Origin of the sequence: Minwuia sp., assembly GCF_048007105.1 — a bacterium.
Taxonomy (GTDB): Bacteria; Pseudomonadota; Alphaproteobacteria; order Minwuiales; family Minwuiaceae; genus Minwuia.
The window spans coordinates 1,871,555-1,892,151 of the sequence record NZ_CP180352.1 but is presented as its reverse complement, the minus strand read 5'-3'; the positions used below and the strand labels follow the sequence as shown (position 1 = coordinate 1,892,151).

The window sequence follows — 20,597 nt, the reverse complement described above, 5'->3', positions numbered from 1 at the left end:
TCCGGCGCCGGCTCAATGACAATGGACGGCTGACCGGCGGTCAGTTACTGATTCCGGCAAAAGACCTTGCGGGAGGATCAGATGGCTTCATTCGACTACGTCATCGTCGGCGGCGGTTCGGCGGGCTGCGTGCTGGCCAGCCGGCTGAGCGAGAATGACAAGCTGAGCGTCTGTCTGCTGGAGGCGGGGCCGGCGAAGCAGGACTGGTCGGTGAACGTGCCGGCCGGGATCATCAAGACGATGAAGGACCCGAACAGCAACTGGCTGTTCCGGACCGCGCCGCAGAAAAACCTCGAGAACCGAGAGATGTTCTGGCCGCGCGGGCGCGTCATGGGCGGCTCCAGCGCGATCAACGGCATGGTCTATATCCGCGGCCACCGCGCCGACTACGACCGCTGGTCGGCCGAGGAAGGCTGCACCGGCTGGGCCTGGGACGACGTGCTGCCCTATTTCCGACGTTCCGAGAACAACGAGCGGCTGACCGACGACCTGCACGGAACCGGGGGGCCGCTGAACGTCTGCGACCCGCGCTCGCCGAACCCGATGTCGGAGATGTATGTCCGGGCCTGCGAGGCAAACCAGATCGCGGAGAACCCGGACTTCAACGGCGACCGGCAGGAGGGCGCCGGCCTCTACCAGCTGACCCAGAAGGACGGCCGCCGCTGCAGCGCCTATCACGCCTATCTGGAGGGCGTCTCGCGGCCGAACCTTGAAGTGATCGACATGGCCCGCGCGACCCGGGTGCTGTTCGCCGACGGGCGCGCAACGGGCGTCGAATACCGCCGAGGCGATCAGACGCTGACCGTCGAGGCGAAGGCCGAGGTCATCCTCGCCGGCGGCGCGGTGAACAGTCCGCAACTGCTGATGCTCTCCGGCGTCGGCCCGGCGGCGGAACTCGGCCAGTTCGGCATCGACATCGTCGCCGACCGGCCGGAAGTGGGGCAGAACCTGCAGGACCATCTGGACGTGTCGGTGGTCTCGAAGACCACGACGGCGCTGGGCTTCGCCTTCACCATGAAGGGCCTGATGATGGGTCTGGGCGCCGTCCGGGCCTATCGGAAGAACCGCACCGGCATGCTGACCAGCAACTTTGCCGAGGCCGGCGCCTTCGTCCGCTCGACACCGGAGAAACCCCTGCCCGACCTGCAGTATCACTTCCTGCCCGTCGTCAGCGACCAGCACGGCCAGAACCGCATCAAGGCGCATGGCGTGACGCTGCATTGCTGCGATCTTAGGCCGAAGAGTCGCGGCCGCATCGGGCTGGTCTCGGCGGACCCGATGGCCGACCCGCTGATCGATCCGAACTATCTCGACCATCCCGACGACATGGCCGCCCTGAAGCGCGGCACCGCCATCGGCCGGAACATGCTGTCGGCAGCGCCGCTCGGCAGCCAAATGGGGGAAGAGATCTATCCCGGCGCGGCCATCGACGACGATGACAAGCTGGACGGCTTCATCCGGCGCAAGGCCGAGACGATCTATCACCCGGTCGGCACCTGCAGGATGGGCTCGGACGACGCCGCTGTGGTCGATACCGAATGCCGGGTGCGCGGCGTCGAGGGGCTGCGGGTCGTGGACGCCTCGGTGATGCCCAGCCTGATCGGCGGCAACACCAACGCCCCGACCATCATGATCGCCGAGAAGATCTCCGACGCGATCCGCGGGACGGCCTGAGCGGGGCTACAGCCGGTTGTGCCGTCCGCCCCCGGTGGGGAAGGCCTGCGAATAGCCCACGCCGAGGATCAGTGCGAAGACGGCGGCCACGGCCGGTATCTGGACGCTGAAGTCCACCAGTGCGTGCAGGCCGACCAGTCCCGCCGCGGCGAGCGCCATGCCCGGATAGCCGGCGTCCTGTCTTCGCGCCCGGATGCCGGCGAAGCAGGAGAGCAGCACGAAGGCGTAGAGCGCGAGCAGCAGGACCAGCGCCGGCAGGCCGGCGTCCGCGGCGAATTCCAGATAGCTGTTGTGGGCCTTGCTGATCGAATAGACGCCGCCGAACTCGGCATTCTTGTAACCCTGGAAATAGCTCTCGAAGGCGCCCCCGCCATGACCGATCACCGGACGGTCGGCGACGGCGCTCAGGGTGCGCTGGAACAGCCAGGGCCGGCCGGACAGCGAGGCGCCGTCCTCTTCGCTCTTTCGTTCGAAGGTGCCGCCGCCGGCCGCGAACAGCATCACGGCGGTTGCGATGGCCGCGCCGCCCAGCAGCACCGGCAGGCCCGGCAGCCGGCGCCGCCGATAGAACCAGGCCCAGAGCACGACGGCCAGACCCGCGCCCGTCGAGACCAGCCCGGCCCTCGACTTGGTCAGCACCAGCGCGGCGCCGAGAATGACCAGAGCAACGAGGCAGAGCACGCCGCCGATGTTCAGCCGCGACGGCGGCCGGATCACCGGGTGCGGCCAGGGCGTCCTCCGGCTCGTAGCGCGATGACGGCAGGGAGCGCAGCAACATGCCCAGGGCGATGACCATGCACAGCCCCGCAAAGGTGGCGAAGCTGTTCCGGTTCACGAAGGTCGAGGTCAGCGAGTCCTGGTAGGCCCACTTGTCGAGGCCGACGATGGTGCGGTGGCCCGAGATCTCGGCGGCCAGCCCGTAGAGCGCGTAGGCGGTGCCGACGGCGATCACGGCGTGCATGTAGATCGCCGCGTTCTCCGGTTCGCGCCCGGTCTGCGCGGCCAGCCAGAAGATCGCGCCGTAGCAGAGCAGGCGCATGGCCGCCGTCGATGAGTCCGATGGCGACACCGAGATCGCGCCGGTGAGGTCCGGCTCGTTCAGCGCTACCGTGGCGACCGACCAGAGCGGGTGCCAGAGGCCGGCGGGACCGTTCGCCTGGAACAGCATCCAGCCGATGATCAGCATCCAGCCCGCGACGGGAATGATGGCGGGCGCGCCGGAGAGCCGGAACAGCGTCGGGCGGAACGCCGCGCTCAGCGACCAGATGCACAGCAGGCCGGCGATCGCGAAGGACAGCAGCGACCAGCTGACCGGCCGGTTGCTGCCGAGCGGCAGCGGCGCCAGCGCGACGCAGACGATCAGGAAGATCACGAACAGCCGTTCGACGTAGTTCAGCATGTTGCCGTCCTAGCAGCGGCCGGAATGCGCGGATAGCGGCTCAATAGGCGTTCTCGTTCACGAATCCGACCATCAGCGTGCGCAGAAGGATCCTGAAATCAAGCCAGAGCGACCAGTTGTCGATGTAGTAGAGGTCGTATTGCACGCGCATTTCCATCTTCTCGCGCGTATCCGTCTCGCCCCTCAGCCCATGGATCTGCGCCCAGCCGGTGATGCCGGGCTTCACCTTGTGGCGGCTGAGATACTCGTCGATGACCTCGGCATATTCCTCGTTGTGGGCGACGGCGTGCGGCCGCGGCCCGACCAGCGACATGTCCCCCTTCAGCACGTTGAACAGCTGTGGCAACTCATCGAGGCTGGTCTTCCTGATGAAGGCGCCGATGCGGGTAATGCGCGGATCGCCCTTCGTCGCCTGCGCCCCGCCTCTGGCGTCGCCGGCATCGTTCCGCATGGAGCGGAACTTGTAGACAGTGAAGACGTTGTTGTTGAAGCCGTATCGCTGCTGGCGGAAGATCGCCGGGCCCGGGCTGTCGAGCCGGATAAGCACGGCGATCGCAAGCAGCAGCGGCGAGATCGCAAGGATGATCAGGGCCGACAGGATACGGTCCTCCAGCCCCTTCAGGATGTAGTTCCAGCCAGACAGCGGTTCTTCCTGGACCACGGTCATCGGCAGGTCGCCCAGGTGCCGCACCCGGCGTTCCATCAGCCGGTAGCCCAGCGGCTCCGGCGCCAGCGAGACATCGATCGGCGCCTCGCGCAGCTGCTTCAGGACGTCGGCGATCTGGTCCTCCCGGTCCCAGGGCAGCGCGACCATGATCTCCTCGACGTGATTGTTGCGGACGTAGAGCAGCAGGTCGCGCAGGCCGCCCTTCACGGGCACGCCGAGCACGTCGGAGCGTCCCGCCCCCTGCCGCAGCGTGAACACCGCGAGGACGTTGACGCCGAGTTCGGCCTTGTGATCCTGGATATGCCGGATCAGCCGCTCGCCCTGCAGCCCTGCACCGACGACGACGACGTTCCGGCTGAGCACGCCCGATTGCCGCCAGGACTGGATGGCGATGGCGGTCGCGATCCTGAACGTGGCAAGTCCGAAGAAGCTGAAGACCAGCCACAGGCCGACCCAGATGCGCGAATAGTCGGCCGAGGTCTTGGAGAAGAAGCTGATCGCAAGCAACGCCAGGGACACACCGGTCCAGGCGACGGCAAGCCTTCCGATCTGTCCGCCGATCTGGTCCAGGCGCTCGAACCTGTAGAGGCCGGCTATCTGGAAGGCGTTGGCCGCGACCGCCATGGCGACGACGATGGCCACCACATAGGTGCCGGGCAGGATCAGGCTGTCATGACGGAAGGTATAGGCCAGCCAGCCGCAGAACGTGATCAGCGCCAGGTCCGCCACACGCGCCAGCCCGACCAGAACCGCCGGCGAGGCGATCTTGCGAACTCGGCGGCTGCGGTTCGATTCGGCGGTGCTCATGGCGATTCCAGAACGACGATCTGCGGGCGCGGCGCACTATAGGAGTGCCGGTTCAGTCCCGGAAGCCACAAGACCTGTCCGGCCCCTTCAGTTGGTGATCTCGCGAAGCCACTTGTTGCCTTCCCGCTCCATGCTGAGGCGAACCGGCTCGCTGATCTTGTCCTTTGTGGCAAGCGCACCGACAATTCCGGAAACCTCTCCGGATTCCCGGGCGATGTAGTACCACTTGTAGGCGTGCGCGGGATCGGGGTCGCCGAACAGGCCAGACTCATAGGCCTTGGCGAGTTGGACCGCGGAACGGCGGTTCTTCGCCGCGGCCTTCGAATACCATTCCAGAGCGAGATCGTAGTTCTGCGGGACGTCCGTACCTTCGACATAGGCCAGGGCGAGGTCGATCATGGCTCCCGCGTGTCCCTTGTCCGCGGCAAGCTTCAGATACCTGATCCCCTTCTCGGTATCCGAGAAGCCTTCGAGTTCCGGATCGCGGTAGATCTTGGACGCGTTGAAGTAGGCCAGTGCAAAGTCCTGCTCTGCCGAGAGCTCGAACCATTCCAGCGCCTTCGCGAAATCCTGCGGTACGCCGACGCCGTCCCTGTACAGTTCGCCCATGAGGTTCTGACCGCGGTCGATGCCCGCGTCGGCGGCAATCAGCGCCCAGCGCACGGCCTCGGTATGGTTCTCGCGGACACGGCCCTGCCCGCCCTCCTCGACAGGCGTACCTTCGCCCGACCGGTAGATGGCGGCCAGCGGGACCGAGGAACCGACCACGCCAAGCGTATAGGCCTTCTTGTAGAGCTCCTCCGACTGCGGAAGATTCTGGATGACGCCGACGCCGTTCCGGTAGTGCCAGGCCAGCCGGCTGATCGCCTGCTTGTGCCCCTGGTCGGCGGCCTTCTGCAGCCAGAAGGCGCTCTCGATCTTGTCCGACTTCGAGACACCGCGCCCGGTGTAGTAGGCGACCGCGACCTTGTACTGCGCCGCGGCGTCACCCTCCTTGGCGTCGGCCAGAAAGACGGCGAAGATCTCTGCTTCCTGCTCCTTCGTCAGCTCGGCTTCCTGCGCGGCGGCAGGACCCGCCACCAGCAGCATCAGCGAGAAAGACATCAAGATCAGTTGGCGCAACATGACTTGCCTCCTTACCCTTGCCCGTGGGAGCTTCTTTCGCTTTGCCGGGGGGCGGCGCCGGCCCCCGGGGCGGGGCCTTGCCGTGCGAAAGAATTTTCATATCGCGTCGCCAACCGGTATGAATCCGTGTCGGAATTTCCGGTCGAGCGGGCGACAGAGGCGATCACGCAAGTTTCATGCTACCCTGGATGAACAGGAAGGCGCGCGAGGCTGAGGGGCCGAGGCGCGCCGCCCCCCGGGCCCCGCAGGGCGAACGGATCTACGCCATCGGCGACATTCACGGCCGCGACGACCTGTTGCAGGAATTGCAGGAAATGATCCAGGACGACATGCGGGAGGGCGACGCCGAGCGCCATACCGTCGTCTTCCTGGGCGACTATGTCGATCGCGGGACTGCGAACTACGACGTGCTGGAGTGGCTGTCCCAGGGCGGCATCCCCGGCGCCGAGAACATCTTCCTGATCGGCAATCATGAAGCGGTGATGCTGCAGTTCCTGCAGGACGCCGAGATCGGCCGGGACTGGGTCCGTTTCGGCGGCGATACCACGCTGGCGTCCTATGGGGTCCGTATCCGCCGCGAGAACCCTTCCATCGGCGAGTTGCTGGGCGCCCAGGCCGAGCTGCAGGCCCGGCTGCCGAAGACGCACGAACACTTCCTGAAGAACCTGAAGCTGACCTACCGGGCCGGCGACTACCTGTTCGTTCATGCCGGCATCCGGCCGGGCGTGCCACTGGAACAGCAGGACGGCAACGATCTGATCTGGATCCGCAACCGCTTCATCGACTCGGACGCGGATTTCGGCTGCGTCGTGGTCCACGGGCACACGCCCAATCCCGAGATCCAGAGCCGCCACAACCGCATCGGGATCGACACTGGCGCCTATTTCTCCGGTCGCCTCACCGCTGTAGTATTGGAGAATGACATCCGGCGCTTCCTTTCGACCTGAAGACGGTATGTCTCTTGCTGGACCCGAAAGGTTCGTGAAGCTGAACCCGGATCGGAACAGACATGGCGACGCGTGAGGCCTACGGGCCGTCCGCAGGAAGCAGCGGCCAGGGAATCCCGTTCTTCGAACTGGCGCTGCCGGTATTCGTGGTTCTCAACTATTTCTACGGCGCGTTCTACAACGCCCTGCCGGAAGGCCTGCTGACGCCGCTGGCCGGGCTTCTGTTCGCGGGTCAGGCCGGCCTCGCCATCGTCAGCGTCGCCGCACGCCCCAGCGCGTTCCGGCTGCGCATCTTCTTCCTGACCAGCGCGCTGCCGGTGATCTGGCTGGTCTCTCATCTTATCCTTCAGCACCGGATCGATTTCCCGCAGATGCTGAGATATCTGGGGCCGATCTATCTCGGGATTCTGGTGTTCGGCCACTTCGACAAGTTCCCGCCGCGGCTGATGGCCTGGGGCGCTTGCGCCGCTGTTTTCTGGGTCATGATCTGGTCGGCGACGCAACCTTTCTACCTGCATTCCAACGACGCGGTCTTCGACGATCCGGTGCCGGGCTGGTGGGCGGCGCTGGTCGGCAATGGCCGTCTCGCCCCCTATCACGGCGGGCCGGAGAACCCGCATTCATCCGGCTACATGACGCTGGCCTTCATGCTGGTGATCCACCAGGCCTGGGTGTGGGGCGTGCTCGGTTTCAGGATCGCCATGTCCTTCATCGGCATGTCGATGCTCTACATCATCGGCTGCTTCTCGACCCAGGTCCTGTTCGCCGCCGTCGCCTATTACGGCGTCTACGGCATGTACTGGCCCCAGATCCCGAAGGTGCTGAAGGTATCCGCCGGCGTCGTCGGCCTCGGCCTGCTGGTGCTGATCGCCATCGAGAACGAGGAACGCAAGGCCGCCGTCCGCAACGATACCGACGTGAAGCTGGAGGAACTCGGATCGGGCCGGCTGGGCACCTGGATCGAACGCGTCGACATCATTTCCTACCGCTCGCCGGCGGAGGTCTGGTTGGGCACCGGTATCGGTTCCGACAACATGTCGTCGGTCATCTGGCGGCTGAAGGAGACGACCTCCCACAACACCTACCTGACCATGATCATCGAGAACGGCGTCATCGGCTTCCTGATCTATTTCGGCGTATTGTTGATGATGATGCTGCGGATCGGGCGGCACGGCACGGCCCTGTTCACGACGGTCTTCGTCACCGCACTGATCGGAAACGGTCTTTCCCTCAGACCGATGCCATTCATGGTATTCTTCCTGGCGGTGGCAATGTGCGTGTGGGGGATGAACCGCCAGTATCAGGCCAGGCGAGCGCAGGAAGAACGCCGGCGCATGGCGGCGCGGCTTCGGGACGACGGCTGGTAGCGGGAGAACGGGGATGAGTGGACAGAACGCCGACCAGATCGAATTCTGGAACAGCGAGAGCGCCGACAAGTGGGTGCGCAACCAGGCGCGGATGGACGTCTCGCTGCAGCCCTACAGCGACCATGTGATGGACGCGACCGGCGTCGGCGAGGGCGAGGTCGTCCTGGATGTCGGCTGCGGCTGCGGCGGCACCTCGATCCGTATGGCCGAACGCGGCGCGCTGGTCACCGGCGTCGACGTCTCCCAGCCCATGCTGGCGCATGCCGGCACCCTGCCCGGCGCCGGGAAGGTCCGGTTCGTCCTGGCCGACGCCTCGGCGCACGACTTCGGCGAGGACGCCTTCGACCTGGTGTTCTCGCGCTTCGGCGTCATGTTCTTTTCCGACCCGGACTCGGCCTTCGCCAATCTGGGCCGCATGACCCGCCCCGGCGGCCGTGTCGCCTTCGCCTGCTGGCGGCCGCTGTCGGAAAACCCCTGGATGCTGAAGCCGGTGCTGGTCGCCAAGGAGTTCATCCAGTTGCCGCCCCGCCCGGGTCGCGAGGAGCCCGGTCCGTTTTCCTTCTCCGACCCGGACCGTGTGACCCGGATCCTGAAGGCCGGCGGTTTCGGCGACATCTCGATCGAGCCGTTCAGCCATCCCATGTTCATGGGCAACTCGGTCGATGAAGCCCTGACCACGGCCATGGAGGTCGGCCCGGTCGGCGGCGCCGCGCGCGAGTCGGGCGACGAGGCGGCGGTGGAAAGGCTGAAGGCGGCGCTGGCCGACATGCTGAAGGCCGAGCTTCGCGATGACGGCGTCAGGCTCGGCGCCTCGATCTGGTGCGTGACCGCCCGGAAGCCCTGACCGTCAGCGCTTCTTCTGGAAGAACCGTCTGAGCAGTTCGGCGGCCCGCTCCTCGTCGATGCCCGGATAGACCTCGGGCGCGTGATGGCAGGTCGGCTGCTGGAAGAACCGCACTCCGCTCTCGACCGCGCCGCCCTTCGGATCGGACGCACCGTAGTAGAGCCGCCGGATGCGGGCGTGGCTGATGGCGCCCGCGCACATGGTGCAGGGTTCCAGCGTCACGTACATGTCGCATTCGCTGAGCCGCGACGACCCCACAGCCAGCCCGGCCTGGCGGATGGCGAGAATCTCGGCATGGCTGGTCGGATCGTTGCGGGAATTGGTCATGTTCCCGGCCCGGGCGACGATCCGGTCCGTGGGATGATGCACGATCACCGCGCCAACCGGCACCTCGTCGCGGTTCAGGGCCGCGCCGGCCGCGTCGAGCGCATGCGTCATGAAGCTGGGTTTCTCGAAATCCATGGCCGGTATTCAATGCCGGAGCGGGCTGCGGCGCAAGCGGTCAGGGCCGGGTCAGCGACGCCCGCTCCTCTTCCACCGCATGCCGGAAGGCGCAGCCGTCGATGTGGTCGTTGACCAGCCCCATCGCCTGCATGAAGGCATAGGCGGTCGTCGGCCCGACGAAGCTCCAGCCGCGCTTCTTCAGTTCCTTCGAAAGCCGCGTCGACGCGGCTGTCGTCGGATTGGCGGTCAGCGCCGTCCAGGTCACCGGGTCCGGCCGCTCGGCGACTTCCGGCTCGAAAGACCAGAAGAACCGGGCCAGCGATCCGGCTTCCTGTTCCAGTTCGACCGCCCGGCGCGCATTGTTGATCGTGCTCTCGATCTTCCTGCGGTGCCGCACGATTCCGGCGTCGGCGAGCAGCCGCTCCACATCCACCTCGGAATATTCCGCTACACGGTGGTAATCGAAGCCGTCGAAGCCCGTCCGGAAGGCCTCGCGCTTGCGCAGGATGGTCAGCCAGGACAGCCCCGACTGGAAACCCTCCAGGCAGATCTTCTCGAACAGGCGGATGTCGTCGGTCTCGGGCCGTCCCCATTCGCCGTCGTGATAGGCCTGATAGTCGTCCTTGCCGCCATGCCAGGCGCAGCGGACCACACCGTCCTCGCCGCGGATCAGGCCTTCGCCGCTCACCTGTTCGCGCCCGGCGTCCAGAGCACGTCGGCCTTGCCCTCGTCATTGAGAATGCGGCCGAGCACGAAGAGGTGGTCGGACAGGCGGTTGACGTATTTCAGCGCCGCAGCGCTGATCTCGGCATCCTCCGCAGCGCGCCACATCAGCCGCTCGGCCCGCCGGCACAGCGTGCGGGCAAGATGCAGATGCGCCGCCGCCGGCGTGCCGCCCGGCAGGATGAAGCTCTTCAGTGGTTCCAGCCGCTCGTTCATGCCGTCGATCTCGTTCTCCAGGCGAACGACTTGGGCATCGACGATCCTGAGCGGCTCCCACTTGTAGCTCTCGGCGTGCGGTGTCGCGAGATCGGCGCCGAGATCGAACAGGTCGTTCTGGATGCGGCCGAGCATCTCGTCGGCATCGCCATCCGTGTGCAGCCGCACCAGACCGAGCGCGGCATTTGTCTCGTCGACCGCGCCATACGCCTCGATCAGCGGATCGGTCTTCGGCCGGCGCGAACCGTCGGAGAGCGAGGTCTCGCCCTTGTCGCCGCCGCGCGTGTAGATCTTCGACAACGTGACCATGGCGACCTCAGTTGCCGTCGAACAGGAAGGCGAGGAAGAGCAGCAACACCGCGACGGCCTGCGCGAGGACGCGCATCTGCATCAGCTTGTTGCCGTATTTCTCGTTGAACTCGCCGCCGCGGACCATGCCGATGATGCCGGTGAAAAGGACGCCGAGCACGAGCAGCAGCGCCAGCGCGATCAGAACCGTGAACATGGCCCACCTATAGAAGAATTCCGCCGCCTTCGGAATGGCGATAGGCTGCGGCAAATGGGGAGAGACACATGAGCGAACCGGTCATCGAGTACTTCTACGCCGCCCACTCGGCCTTCGCCTATCTGGGCTCGCGGCGCTTCATGGAGATCGCGAAGGCGGCAGGGCGGCGGATCGTCCACCGGCCCTACGATCTACGCCGCGCCTTGCCGGCCATCGGCTCACCCGACTTCAAGGCGCGAACGAAGGCGCACTACGAGTACTATTTCGGCCGGGAGATCCAGCGCTGGTCGGAATGGCGCGACGCCCCGGTGCTGGGCTACACGCCAACATACCACCAGAACGATATCGGCCTGCCCAACTGCGTGCTGATCGCCGGGACCGAGGCCGGGCTGAACATCGACGATCTGGCGCACCGGATGCTGGAAAGCCACTGGAAGGAAGACAGCGACCTGGCAGACCGGGAGACCCTGATGCGGCTCTGCGACCAGGTCGGCATCGGCGGCGCGCCGCTGCTGGAATCAGCCGACAGCCCTGAAATCCGGGCGATCTATGAGAGCTATACCGAAGACGCCATCGCGCGCTCGGTGTTCGGTTCGCCGACCTACTTCGTCGATGGAGACATGTTCTACGGCCAGGACCGGCTGGAAATGGTCGAACGCGCGCTGACGAAGCCCTTTGCCTGAAGGAGGGACCGATGACAGTCCTGCTGGATCACGTGAATGTCCGTTGTTCGGACCTGGAGGCGACAAAGGCCTTCTTCGAAACGGTCGTCGGTCTGGAGGAGGGCCAGCGGCCGAATTTCCCGTTTCCGGGCTATTGGCTCTACAGCGGCGGCCAGGCTGTGGTGCATCTCGTCGAGATGAAGCTGTCCGGCGCGCCAGCCGGCAGGGGGACGGTCGATCACTTCGCCTTCAGGGGCGGCGACTACGAGACCCAGATGGCCGCCATTTCGGCCGCAGGTCTCAAGACCCGCGAGAACCGTGTAGCGGAACTCGACATGCGCCAGGTCTTCGTCAGCGGCCCTGACGACGTCGTCGTCGAGTTGCAGTTCGTCGGCTGAAACGGCAGGACTCAGCCCAGCTGCAGCACCGGCGAATAGACCTGACGGCGCAGGATCGTTTCCAGGATCTGGCAGGCGGCTTCCATCGTCAGGCCGATGAAGCGGAGACCGACCTCGTCGGCCCTGCGCCAGCAGATTTCGGCCTCGGCCTGTTCATCATGCACCCGCAGCCTGACGGGTTCCCCGGCCTCGGGCTCGAAGGCGCCGTAACGCACCCGGGCGCCACCGAGGCTGATATCGACGATCTCGCCGGGGAAAGCTGCTCCCCTGGCGGATTCGATGGTCACCGGCGCCGTAGTCTCTCTCAGTTCAATCCGCGTGTGGGAGCGCCGTTCGTCTTTCCTCATCTGGTAAGTCATTGCCACCTCCTCAATGCGTTCAGGAGGTGCAGGAGCAAGAGGCGATCCAGAATCCGTTAACCATGAACCCGGGAAATCCGTGGCAATGCCGGAATTCCAGAATGCAAGGGATGCTCGCCCGAATACGGCAGGATTTTACCACTGAGACCCGAGCAGTCCCGATATGAAACAGAATCAAGGTTGATGATCGCCATCACAGCCCCAGAATGAAGCCAAGACCTCTCCATGCTCACCGAGGTTGCGAAATACCCCCTGGGCAAGAGTTGTCACAAATCGTGATCTATCGGAAGGCGACCCCGCAGAACCGGACACATTCTGTGACGCCGGGCCGGTTCCCTTGAATGCCGCATCGGCGAGGCGTATGTAGCCGCCTTCCCTCTGACACCATACGAGGTCCGATCATGGGTTATCGCGTCGCCGTCGTGGGCGCCACCGGCAATGTGGGCCACGAGATGCTCAACATCCTGGACGAGCGCATGTTCCCCGCCGACGAGGTCTTCGCGGTGGCGAGCCGCAAGTCCAAGGGCAGGGAAGTCTCCTTCGGCGACCGCACTCTGAAATGCGAGGCGCTGGAGGAGTTCGACTTCGCGAAGGCCGACATGGCGCTGTTCTCCGCCGGCGGTTCGGTAGCGAAGGAATGGGCGCCGAAGGCGGCGGCCAAGGGCTGCATCGTCATCGACAACTCGTCGGCCTTCCGCATGGACCCGGACGTGCCGCTGATCGTGCCCGAGGTGAATGCGGACGCGCTCGCCGGTTACAAGAAGAAGAACATCATCGCCAATCCCAACTGCTCGACGGCGCAGCTGGTGGTGGCGCTGAAGCCGATCCACGACCGCGCGAAGATCCGCCGCGTCGTGGTCTCGACCTACCAGTCGACCTCCGGCGCCGGCCGCGCGGCGATGGACGAGCTCTTCAACCAGACCAAGGCGATCTATGTGAACCAGGCGCCCGAGCCGCAGGAGTTCACCAAGCAGATCGCCTTCAACGTCATCCCGCATATCGACATCTTCCTGGAAGACGGCTCGACCAAGGAAGAGTGGAAGATGGTCGTGGAGACCAAGAAGATCCTCGACACAAAGGTGAAGCTGACCGCCACCTGCGTGCGCGTACCGACCTTCGTCGGCCATGCCGAGGCGATCAATCTGGAGCTGGAAGAGCCGCTGTCGGCCGAGGAATGCCGCGAAATGCTGCGCGAGGCGCCGGGCTGCATGGTCGTCGACAACCCCGAGGACGACCAGTACATCACGCCGGTCGACTGCGTCGGCGACTACGCCACCTTCATCAGCCGCATCCGAGAGGACTCGACGGTCGAGAACGGTCTCAACATCTGGGTCGTTTCCGACAATCTCCGGAAGGGCGCGGCGCTCAACACGGTGCAGATCGCAGAGACCCTGGGCAGCCGGTTCCTGCAGAAGGCCGCCTGACCGAATCTGCCATCGTGTCGCACCCCCACGTCGCACATTGACCGATTTCCGTCGCACTCTATCTTCCGCCGCGGGTCACCTCCCCCCAACGGGAGGCTAGGTACTGGAAGGTATCCATGCAGAAACCGGAAAGGCGTCCGGCGGCGCCTGAATTCTCGTCCGGTCCGTGCGCCAAGCGCCCGGGCTGGTCCGCCGAAGCCCTCAGCGCAGCCGCTCTGGGCCGTTCCCATCGCGCTGCGATCGGAAAAGCGAAACTCAAGGATGTCATCGACCGCTCCCGCAAGCTGCTCGGCATGCCCGAGGGCTGGGTGCTCGGCATCGTCCCCGGCTCCGACACCGGCGCCGTGGAAATGGCGATGTGGTCGCTGCTGGGCCAGCGCCCGGTTGACGTTCTGGCCTGGGAAAGCTTCGGCTCCGGCTGGGTCACCGACATCACCAAGCAGCTGAAGCTGAAGGACGTCCGCGTCATCGAGGCCGGTTACGGCGAACTGCCCGACCTGTCGAAGGTCGATCCCGCCCATGACGTGGTCTTCACCTGGAACGGCACGACGTCCGGCGTTTGCGTTCCGAATGGCGACTGGATCGCCGGGGACCGCGAGGGCCTGACCATCTGCGACGCCACCTCGGCGGCCTTCGCGATGGATCTGGACTGGGACAAGCTGGATGCCGTCACCTGGTCCTGGCAGAAGGTGCTGGGCGGCGAGGCCGCACACGGCATGCTCGCCCTCGGCCCGCGCGCCATCGAGCGTCTCGAGAGCTATACCCCGCCCTGGCCGATGCCGAAGCTCTTCCGCATGACCAAGTCCGGCAAGCTGAACGAAGGTATCTTCAAGGGCGAGACCATCAACACGCCGTCCATGCTGGCGGTCGAGGACGCTATTGACGCCCTGGGCTGGGCCGAAAGCGTTGGCGGCCTGAAGGGTCTGATCACCCGCTGCCGCGGTAACCTGGCGGCGCTGGAAAGCTGGGTCGCGGACTCCGACTGGGCCAGCTTCCTGGCGCAGGATCCGGCCATCCGCTCCCATACCTCGGTCTGCCTGGCGATCTCCGATCCCTGGTTCGCGGGCCTCTCCGCCGACCAGCAGAAGGACGTGCCGAAGAAGCTGTCCAAGCTGCTGGAGGACGAGGGCGTCGCCTACGACATCAACGGCTACCGCGATGCGCCTCCGGGTCTCCGGATCTGGTGCGGCGCCACCGTGGCGACATCCGACGTCGAGGCGCTGACGCCCTGGCTCGACTGGGCCTACGCGACCGTGAAGGCCGACTTCCAGAAGGCCGCTGCCTGAACCTCCCCTCCTGTCGCCCCCGGGCCCGCCCCGGGGGCCTCATACCCCTTTGCCACGAATGCCCCGGATCATGTCCGGAGACGGCAAACCGTTCGAGGAACATCCCATGCCCAAAGTTCTCATTTCCGACAAGATGAGCCCGCTGGCCGCCGAGACCTTCCGCGCACGCGGCGTCGAGGTCGACGAGAAGGTCGGCCTGTCCAAGGAAGAGCTGATCGCCATCATCGGCGAATATGACGGCCTGGCCGTCCGCTCCGCGACCAAGGTCACCGCCGACGTGCTGAACGCGGCGACAAACCTGAAGGTCATCGGCCGCGCCGGCATCGGTGTCGACAATGTCGACGTCAACGCCGCTACCGCCGCCGGCGTCTGCGTCATGAACACGCCCTTCGGCAATTCCATCACCACCGCCGAGCACGCCATCGCCATGATGATGGCGCTGGCCCGCCAGATCCCGCAGGCCGATGCCTCCACCCAGGCCGGCAAGTGGGAGAAGTCGAAGTTCATGGGCGTCGAGGTCACCGGCAAGACCCTCGGCGTCATCGGCTGCGGCAATATCGGCGCGATCGTGGTCAGCCGCGCCCAGGGCCTGAAGATGAAGGTGATCGCTGCCGACCCGTTCCTGTCGGAAGCCCGTGCCACGGAACTCGGCGTCGACAAGGTCGAACTGCCCGAGCTTTACGCCCGCGCCGATTTCATCACCCTCCATACGCCGATGACCGATCAGACCCGCAACCTGATCAACGCCGAGGCGCTGGCGCAGATGAAGGACGGCGTCCGCATCGTCAACTGCGCGCGCGGCGGCCTGATCGTCGAAGACGACCTCAAGGCGGCGCTGGATTCCGGCAAGGTTGCGGGCGCAGCCCTCGACGTTTTCTCGACCGAGCCGGCGAAGGAGAACGTCCTGTTCGGCCACCCGGAAGTGATCACCACGCCGCATCTCGGCGCCTCGACCAACGAGGCCCAGGTGAACGTGGCGCTGCAGGTCGCCGAGCAGATGGCGGACTTCCTGATCGACGGCGCCGTCTCCAACGCGCTCAACATGGCCTCGGTCACCGCCGAGGAAGCGCCGCGGCTGAAGCCCTACCAGAAGCTGGCCGACCAGCTCGGTGCGTTCATGGGCCAGACCGTCAAGAGCGGCCTGAAGTCGGTGCGCGTCTCCTACCAGGGCCGCGTGGCGCATCTGAACGTCAAGCCGCTGACCGCGATCGTGCTGCAGGGGCTGCTGAAGCCGATGATGGACTCGATCAACATGGTCAACGCGCCGGTGATGGCCAGTGAGCGCGGTATCCAGATCGTCGAGGAGCGCGACGAGCGGCCCGGCGACTACCAGACCGCCATCCGCGTCTTCGTCGAGACCGAGAACGGCACCCGCTGCATCGGCGGCACGCTGTTCGCCGGCGACCTGCCGCGCGTGATCGAGATCGACACCATCAACATGGAAGCCGAGATCGGGGAGCACATGCTGTTCGTGCGCAACCACGACAAGCCGGGCTTCATCGGCAAACTGGGGACGATCCTGGGCGATGCCGGGGTCAACATCGGCACCTTCCACCTCGGCCGCGCCAACGGCAACGCCGTGGCCTTCATCCAGGTCGACGAAGCGGTCTCGCCCAAGGTGCTGAAACAGGTGACCGGCCTGACGGAATACGTCCAGCGGGCCGACGCGCTGAGCTTCTGATATCCGGCCCCGCCGCGTCCCGGACAATCCGGGATGCGGCGGCGGCGGTCCCTACCGTGCGACCGTCGGCGCGAAGCCGAGATGATAGCCGCCGTCGACCAGCAGGGTCTCGCCGGTGATCAGGTCCGAGCCGGTGATGAACATCAGGATGGCGCGAGCATTGTCCTCGGGCGTCGAGACCTTCTGCAGCGGGTTGGTCTTCAACTGGTGCTGCAGGTAGGTGTCATAACGCTCCTCGCCCATGCCCTCGCGCAGCCACTTGCCCTGGATCATGCCGGGGCAGATCGCATTGACCCGGATCCCCGGGCCGAGCGCACGGGCCAGCGACAGCGTCATGGTATTCAGCGCGCCCTTGGAGGCAGCGTAGGCGACGCATGAGCCGAGACCGGTGACGCCGGCGATGGATGACACGTTGGTCACCGACCCGCCGCCGTCCTTCCTGAGATGCGGCGCGGCGTGCTTGATCATCTGGTACGGCCCGACGACGTTGACCGAGTAGATCCACTGGAAATCCTCGGCAGACAGCCCTTCCAGGTCCGGATGGGCGACGAACTTGGTCGTGCCCGCATTGTTGACCAGATGGTCGAGACGGCCGAATTCGGCGATGGCAGCGTCCACCAGCTTCTTGCAGTCCTCGTCCTGCGCGACATTGGCCTGCACCGTGATCGCGTTGACGCCGTGGTTGCGGCACTGCTTGGCCGTGTCTTCGGCCTCGGCCTTCGACTTGGTGTAGTTGACCACGACATTGCAGCCGTGCTCGGCCAGCAGGATGGCGGTGGCCGCGCCGACGCCCGTCGCCGAGCCGGTGACGATGGCGGCCTTCCCCTTCAGATCAGCCATTCTTCTTCTCCCCTCCAGGAACCAGGAACCATATGAAGGCGGCGAACTCCGCCGCGATGATGACGAGCAGTCCCGTCTCGTAGCCTTCCGGCGCATACCCGCCCGCCGCCGATGCCGGATACTGCTTGATGATCCAGCCGATCAGCGAGGCGACAACGAAGACGCCCAGGAACACGAACACGTTGAGCGCGGAATTCACCCGTCCCGCAAGATTGAGCGGAAACTGGCCGCAGAGCCACGGGAAGGCCAGCGCCGACATGTTCGACGACAGGCCCAGCAGGATCCAGGGCCAGTGCCCGGACGGGTCCCAGCCCAGCGCGATCGAGAGCTGCGAGAAGATCAGGACCGAGACGCCGCCCGCCATGATCGCGTGCAGCGGCACGCCGTAGCGGGTCAGCACGTCGGCCACGACGCCGCCCATCACGAACCCGGCGGTCAGCGCGATGCCGAGCGTCTGCAGATAGAAGGCGACGGTGGCCTGATCGAACAGCGCCACATCCTTCAGCCACAGGCCGGCCCACTGATTGTGGATGGCCATACCGGTGGCCATGGTCATCACCGCCATAGGCGCGATCCGCCAGTAGGCGCGGCTTGAATAGACCTGCTTCAGGCTGCCGAACAGTTCGGATGCCGGTATCGGATTGGTGCTGCCAGGCTTCTCGGGCACGACCGAGAAGATCAGCAGCGACGATGCGGCGGACGCGCCGGCAATCCAGAAGAACAGCTCGTGCCAGGAGATGATACCCAGCAGCATCTCGACCGGCGTCGTCGCCATCAGCGCGCCCAGCCCGCCCATGCCGAGCAGGCATCCGTTGACCAGCGGCCAGCGCCGTTGCGGAAACCAGAGCGTGATGGCCTTGAACGAGCCCATCAGACCGGCGGCGCAGCCGAGACCGATCAGGGCGCGGCCGAGGATCAGCGTCTCGGCATTGGTGCCCAGGCCGAAGATCACGGCGCCGAGGCCCGCGATCAGCAGCAGAACCGTCTGCACGCGGCGGGGTCCGAAACGGTCGAGCGCCATGCCGACCGGCAGCTGCGCCAGACCGAAGGCGAGGAAATAGGCCGCGCCGACCAGCCCCAGCACGCCGGCATCGAGCACCAGCTCGTCGCGGATGCGGTCGCCGATCAGCGACGGCAGGGCGCGGTAGAGATAGGAAAGGAAATAGCCGCTGGCGAAAGGCAGGAAGACGACGGCAACGATGCGGAGCCAACCGCCCGAGCCGCCGGACACGCCGGCGGACGTAGCGCTGTTTTCGGTCAAGCTTTCCTCCCCTGGACACGGGGACGAGGTCAGGCGGCTTCTTGCGGCCGCGTACGCCCGTCTCCTCCATCGGCACTATCTGGATTACGCCTTCCGGCGGCCACCCGTCCAGTACGGTCTCTCCGCCGAGGAGATAGCGCTCATGCGTCCGGCACATGCCGGCAGCGTATCGCGAAGGATCGGAACTCGTCCGGCGGGCCTGCTACTGCGTCTTCACAACCAGGCAGTCGAGTTGCTTCGAACGCAGCGTCTGACAGGTCTCCCGCGCCTCGGCCAGGCTGAGATCGAGCACGCGGGCGCGGTAGATGGCCCGCTGCTTGTTCGGGATCGGATCGATGGCCACCGGCCGGTTGTGAAGAAAGCCCGGCGCCGCGGTCACCGCCATGCGGGCGCCGAAGCGGGCCCGCCTCTCGGTGCTGAACGCCCCGACCTGAACGCCGTAGTCGGCCGGCGTCAGCCGCAGCGGCGGCTCCGGCGGCGGCGCCGCCGCGTTCGCGGAACTTATGACGTTGATGCGGCTCAGCAGTGTACCGGGCTTGATGCTGTCGTCGAGCGGACGACCGGGCGGCATCGGCCGCTGTGCCAGCTGGATCTTCGTATTGTCGCGGGCGCGCTGGAAGCCGATGCCCATGATGCGGCGGACTTCCTGGTTGCGGCGCGCGCCCGTGCGGCCGCCGACCACGACAGCGACCAACCTGCGGCCGTTCCGCTTGGCGGAAGCCGCGAGATTGTAGCCGGAATCGTTGATGTAGCCGGTCTTCAACCCGTCCATGCCCGAATAGCTGCGCAACAGCTTGTTCGTCGTGGTCATACGACGGCCGTTGTAGGTGAAGTTCTCGGCGCTGAACCAGACATAGTATTTAGGAAAGTCCCGGATCAGCGCGAGCGCCAGGGTCGACATGTCCCGCACCGTGGTCCACTGCGCGCGGTCGGGCAGGCCGTTGGCGTTGCGGAACTGGGTGTTGATCATGCCCAGTTCCCGGGCCTTCTCGGTCATCCGCCGCGCGAAAGCGCTTTCGGTGCGGCTGATGGCTTCGGCCACGACGACGGCGCTGTCATTGGACGAGCGGACGATCATCGACATCAGCGCGTCCTGAAGCTCGATGGTGCTGCCGGCGCTCAGGCCCAGCTTGACCCGCGGCTGACGCGCGGCGTTGCGCGACACCGGCAGGCGCTGCTTCATCGACAGACGGCCGTCCTCCACCGCCTCGAAGGCAAGGTAGAGGGTCATCATCTTCGTCAGGGAGGCGGGATAAACCCGCGCATCCGCATTGTGCTGATAGAGGACCGCACCCGAACCCGCATCGACGACGATGCCGGCCTTCTGCCGCTTGTTGGCTGCATCGGCGGACCCAGCGGCCGAAACGACGAGGACTGCCGTCAGCAGTCCTGCAATGATGTGCGATCCGGAAATTCTACCGAGGCCCAGCAAGCGCAAGGGACACCTCCGAAGGGCAGAGCGATAAGGATCGATTCGTCAACAATTTAGCGGGAATGCGATTCGCGGTCCAACTCATCGTTGAAACCGGGTGTAACGTTCTGTCACCGTACCTTCAAAATCGACCCTCGAAACACCAATTGAGCCATGTCAGGATTCCATTAATCTTTCCTTCCAGGCTTGCTGCTACCATCAGGGAACCATGACGGACAAGCGAACCGATTCCGATAACGAAACCGGCGTAATCACCAAGACCCGCCCGCGGACCAAGAAGCCTTCGCTCTGGCGGGTTCTGATGCTGAACGACGACTACACGCCAATGGAGTTTGTCGTCTACGTCCTGCAGCGCTACTTCAACAAGGATCAGGAAGCCGCGACCCAGATCATGCTGCACGTCCATCAGAAGGGCGTCGGAGTCTGCGGCATCTACCCATACGAAGTCGCCGAGACCAAGGTGACGCAGGTCATCAACCTTGCGCGGGAGAACCAGCACCCGCTTCAATGCACCCTGGAAAAGGCGGAATAGGAGA

At 65.4% G+C, this 20,597-nt stretch carries 22 protein-coding genes; 11 read left to right on the top strand and 11 right to left on the bottom strand.

Going from position 1 to position 20,597, the window contains the following annotated elements; genetic code table 11:
• The first annotated feature begins 81 nt into the window (after window positions 1–81).
• A complete protein-coding gene (locus ACMVY4_RS09140) occupies window positions 82–1,674 on the top strand; it encodes a GMC family oxidoreductase (protein WP_416899852.1) in 1,593 nt (530 codons plus the stop codon).
• A gap of 6 nt (window positions 1,675–1,680) precedes the next feature.
• Here the strand turns inward: ACMVY4_RS09140 and ACMVY4_RS09135 are convergent, their stop codons facing one another.
• Window positions 1,681–2,391: an O-antigen ligase family protein gene (locus ACMVY4_RS09135; RefSeq protein ID WP_416899851.1), complete on the bottom strand. Its 711-nt coding sequence runs from the start codon at window positions 2,389–2,391 to the stop codon at window positions 1,681–1,683.
• Between the two features lie 320 nt (window positions 2,392–2,711).
• On the opposite strand from ACMVY4_RS09135, the gene ACMVY4_RS09130 reads away from it, so the two are divergent.
• Window positions 2,712–3,065, top strand: a complete 354-nt coding sequence (locus ACMVY4_RS09130) for a hypothetical protein (RefSeq protein ID WP_416899850.1) — start codon at window positions 2,712–2,714, stop codon at window positions 3,063–3,065.
• Between the two features lie 48 nt (window positions 3,066–3,113).
• Here the strand turns inward: ACMVY4_RS09130 and ACMVY4_RS09125 are convergent, their stop codons facing one another.
• Both ACMVY4_RS09125 and ACMVY4_RS09120 read right to left on the bottom strand, forming a co-directional pair.
• Window positions 3,114–4,547 carry an undecaprenyl-phosphate glucose phosphotransferase gene (locus ACMVY4_RS09125; protein ID WP_416899849.1) on the bottom strand — a complete coding sequence of 478 codons (1,434 nt, stop codon included), beginning with the start codon at window positions 4,545–4,547 and terminating at the stop codon, window positions 3,114–3,116.
• Between the two features lie 87 nt (window positions 4,548–4,634).
• Window positions 4,635–5,672, bottom strand: a complete 1,038-nt coding sequence (locus ACMVY4_RS09120; RefSeq protein WP_416899848.1) for a tetratricopeptide repeat protein — start codon at window positions 5,670–5,672, stop codon at window positions 4,635–4,637.
• A 188-nt stretch (window positions 5,673–5,860) separates the two neighbouring features.
• Between ACMVY4_RS09120 and ACMVY4_RS09115 the strand changes: the two genes are divergently transcribed.
• From ACMVY4_RS09115 to ACMVY4_RS09105, 3 genes are all read left to right on the top strand, one after another.
• On the top strand, window positions 5,861–6,619 hold the full coding sequence (locus tag ACMVY4_RS09115; protein ID WP_416899847.1) for a metallophosphoesterase family protein: 759 nt from the start codon (window positions 5,861–5,863) through the stop codon (window positions 6,617–6,619).
• 62 nt (window positions 6,620–6,681) lie between these two features.
• Entirely contained in the window at window positions 6,682–7,986 is a 1,305-nt protein-coding gene (locus ACMVY4_RS09110) for a hypothetical protein (protein WP_416899846.1), read from the top strand.
• A 13-nt stretch (window positions 7,987–7,999) separates the two neighbouring features.
• On the top strand, window positions 8,000–8,830 hold the full coding sequence (locus ACMVY4_RS09105; RefSeq protein WP_416899845.1) for a class I SAM-dependent methyltransferase: 831 nt from the start codon (window positions 8,000–8,002) through the stop codon (window positions 8,828–8,830).
• Window positions 8,831–8,833: 3 nt separating this feature from the next.
• Here ACMVY4_RS09105 and ACMVY4_RS09100 read toward each other — a convergent pair whose 3' ends face one another.
• Genes ACMVY4_RS09100 through ACMVY4_RS09085 form a run of 4 tightly spaced genes read right to left on the bottom strand, consistent with a single transcriptional unit; the run spans window position 8,834 to window position 10,718 of the window.
• The gene (locus ACMVY4_RS09100; protein ID WP_416899844.1) at window positions 8,834–9,292 is read right to left on the bottom strand and encodes a nucleoside deaminase; all 459 of its coding nucleotides are present in this window, start codon (window positions 9,290–9,292) and stop codon (window positions 8,834–8,836) included.
• Window positions 9,293–9,332: 40 nt separating this feature from the next.
• A complete protein-coding gene (locus ACMVY4_RS09095) occupies window positions 9,333–9,962 on the bottom strand; it encodes a DNA-3-methyladenine glycosylase I (protein ID WP_416899843.1) in 630 nt (209 codons plus the stop codon).
• The gene (locus ACMVY4_RS09090) at window positions 9,959–10,522 is read right to left on the bottom strand and encodes a cob(I)yrinic acid a,c-diamide adenosyltransferase (protein WP_416899842.1); all 564 of its coding nucleotides are present in this window, start codon (window positions 10,520–10,522) and stop codon (window positions 9,959–9,961) included. Before ACMVY4_RS09090 ends, ACMVY4_RS09095 begins: the two co-directional genes overlap by 4 nt.
• A gap of 7 nt (window positions 10,523–10,529) precedes the next feature.
• Window positions 10,530–10,718 (bottom strand): twin transmembrane helix small protein, encoded by a 189-nt coding sequence (locus ACMVY4_RS09085; RefSeq protein ID WP_416899841.1) that lies wholly within the window; start codon window positions 10,716–10,718, stop codon window positions 10,530–10,532.
• Window positions 10,719–10,786: 68 nt separating this feature from the next.
• On the opposite strand from ACMVY4_RS09085, the gene ACMVY4_RS09080 reads away from it, so the two are divergent.
• Together ACMVY4_RS09080 and ACMVY4_RS09075 are read left to right on the top strand one after the other, a co-directional pair.
• Window positions 10,787–11,401 (top strand): 2-hydroxychromene-2-carboxylate isomerase, encoded by a 615-nt coding sequence (locus tag ACMVY4_RS09080; RefSeq protein ID WP_416899840.1) that lies wholly within the window; start codon window positions 10,787–10,789, stop codon window positions 11,399–11,401.
• 11 nt (window positions 11,402–11,412) lie between these two features.
• A complete protein-coding gene (locus ACMVY4_RS09075) occupies window positions 11,413–11,778 on the top strand; it encodes a VOC family protein (RefSeq protein ID WP_416899839.1) in 366 nt (121 codons plus the stop codon).
• Between the two features lie 11 nt (window positions 11,779–11,789).
• Here the strand turns inward: ACMVY4_RS09075 and ACMVY4_RS09070 are convergent, their stop codons facing one another.
• Entirely contained in the window at window positions 11,790–12,137 is a 348-nt protein-coding gene (locus tag ACMVY4_RS09070; protein WP_416899838.1) for a PilZ domain-containing protein, read from the bottom strand.
• Window positions 12,138–12,538: 401 nt separating this feature from the next.
• Here ACMVY4_RS09070 and ACMVY4_RS09065 point away from each other — a divergent pair, with 401 nt between their 5' ends.
• The 3 genes from ACMVY4_RS09065 to serA all read left to right on the top strand — a co-directional run bounded on the left by ACMVY4_RS09065 (window position 12,539) and on the right by serA (window position 16,528).
• The gene (locus ACMVY4_RS09065) at window positions 12,539–13,561 is read left to right on the top strand and encodes an aspartate-semialdehyde dehydrogenase (protein WP_416899837.1); all 1,023 of its coding nucleotides are present in this window, start codon (window positions 12,539–12,541) and stop codon (window positions 13,559–13,561) included.
• A 116-nt stretch (window positions 13,562–13,677) separates the two neighbouring features.
• Entirely contained in the window at window positions 13,678–14,847 is a 1,170-nt protein-coding gene (locus ACMVY4_RS09060) for a phosphoserine transaminase (protein WP_416899836.1), read from the top strand.
• A 106-nt stretch (window positions 14,848–14,953) separates the two neighbouring features.
• Complete coding sequence (gene serA, locus ACMVY4_RS09055; RefSeq protein WP_416899835.1) at window positions 14,954–16,528, top strand: phosphoglycerate dehydrogenase; 1,575 nt, start codon at window positions 14,954–14,956, stop codon at window positions 16,526–16,528.
• A 51-nt stretch (window positions 16,529–16,579) separates the two neighbouring features.
• On the opposite strand, the gene ACMVY4_RS09050 is transcribed toward serA, so the two are convergent.
• The 3 genes from ACMVY4_RS09050 to ACMVY4_RS09040 form a co-directional block, all read right to left on the bottom strand.
• Entirely contained in the window at window positions 16,580–17,368 is a 789-nt protein-coding gene (locus tag ACMVY4_RS09050) for an SDR family NAD(P)-dependent oxidoreductase (RefSeq protein ID WP_416899834.1), read from the bottom strand.
• Window positions 17,361–18,629 (bottom strand): MFS transporter, encoded by a 1,269-nt coding sequence (locus tag ACMVY4_RS09045; protein WP_416899833.1) that lies wholly within the window; start codon window positions 18,627–18,629, stop codon window positions 17,361–17,363. Before ACMVY4_RS09045 ends, ACMVY4_RS09050 begins: the two co-directional genes overlap by 8 nt.
• A 202-nt stretch (window positions 18,630–18,831) precedes the next feature.
• Entirely contained in the window at window positions 18,832–20,067 is a 1,236-nt protein-coding gene (locus ACMVY4_RS09040; RefSeq protein ID WP_416899832.1) for a serine hydrolase, read from the bottom strand.
• Window positions 20,068–20,269: 202 nt separating this feature from the next.
• On the opposite strand from ACMVY4_RS09040, the gene clpS reads away from it, so the two are divergent.
• A complete protein-coding gene (clpS, locus tag ACMVY4_RS09035) occupies window positions 20,270–20,593 on the top strand; it encodes an ATP-dependent Clp protease adapter ClpS (protein WP_416899831.1) in 324 nt (107 codons plus the stop codon).
• Window positions 20,594–20,597 lie beyond the last annotated feature (4 nt).

Bases quoted from the DNA above. Each gene is read 5' to 3' on its own strand.
- ACMVY4_RS09120 (WP_416899848.1), bottom strand. From the start codon at position 5,672: ATGTTGCGCCAACTGATCTTGATGTCTTTCTCGCTGATGCTGCTGGTG.
- ACMVY4_RS09130 (WP_416899850.1), top strand. From the start codon at position 2,712: ATGGCCGCCGTCGATGAGTCCGATGGCGACACCGAGATCGCGCCGGTG.
- ACMVY4_RS09090 (WP_416899842.1), bottom strand. From the start codon at position 10,522: ATGGTCACGTTGTCGAAGATCTACACGCGCGGCGGCGACAAGGGCGAG.
- clpS (WP_416899831.1), top strand. From the start codon at position 20,270: ATGACGGACAAGCGAACCGATTCCGATAACGAAACCGGCGTAATCACC.
- ACMVY4_RS09110 (WP_416899846.1), top strand. From the start codon at position 6,682: ATGGCGACGCGTGAGGCCTACGGGCCGTCCGCAGGAAGCAGCGGCCAG.
- ACMVY4_RS09060 (WP_416899836.1), top strand. From the start codon at position 13,678: ATGCAGAAACCGGAAAGGCGTCCGGCGGCGCCTGAATTCTCGTCCGGT.
- ACMVY4_RS09050 (WP_416899834.1), bottom strand. From the start codon at position 17,368: ATGGCTGATCTGAAGGGGAAGGCCGCCATCGTCACCGGCTCGGCGACG.
- ACMVY4_RS09125 (WP_416899849.1), bottom strand. From the start codon at position 4,547: ATGAGCACCGCCGAATCGAACCGCAGCCGCCGAGTTCGCAAGATCGCC.
- ACMVY4_RS09140 (WP_416899852.1), top strand. From the start codon at position 82: ATGGCTTCATTCGACTACGTCATCGTCGGCGGCGGTTCGGCGGGCTGC.
- ACMVY4_RS09105 (WP_416899845.1), top strand. From the start codon at position 8,000: ATGAGTGGACAGAACGCCGACCAGATCGAATTCTGGAACAGCGAGAGC.
- ACMVY4_RS09115 (WP_416899847.1), top strand. From the start codon at position 5,861: ATGAACAGGAAGGCGCGCGAGGCTGAGGGGCCGAGGCGCGCCGCCCCC.
- ACMVY4_RS09080 (WP_416899840.1), top strand. From the start codon at position 10,787: ATGAGCGAACCGGTCATCGAGTACTTCTACGCCGCCCACTCGGCCTTC.
- serA (WP_416899835.1), top strand. From the start codon at position 14,954: ATGCCCAAAGTTCTCATTTCCGACAAGATGAGCCCGCTGGCCGCCGAG.
- ACMVY4_RS09085 (WP_416899841.1), bottom strand. From the start codon at position 10,718: ATGTTCACGGTTCTGATCGCGCTGGCGCTGCTGCTCGTGCTCGGCGTC.
- ACMVY4_RS09100 (WP_416899844.1), bottom strand. From the start codon at position 9,292: ATGGATTTCGAGAAACCCAGCTTCATGACGCATGCGCTCGACGCGGCC.
- ACMVY4_RS09065 (WP_416899837.1), top strand. From the start codon at position 12,539: ATGGGTTATCGCGTCGCCGTCGTGGGCGCCACCGGCAATGTGGGCCAC.
- ACMVY4_RS09075 (WP_416899839.1), top strand. From the start codon at position 11,413: ATGACAGTCCTGCTGGATCACGTGAATGTCCGTTGTTCGGACCTGGAG.
- ACMVY4_RS09070 (WP_416899838.1), bottom strand. From the start codon at position 12,137: ATGACTTACCAGATGAGGAAAGACGAACGGCGCTCCCACACGCGGATT.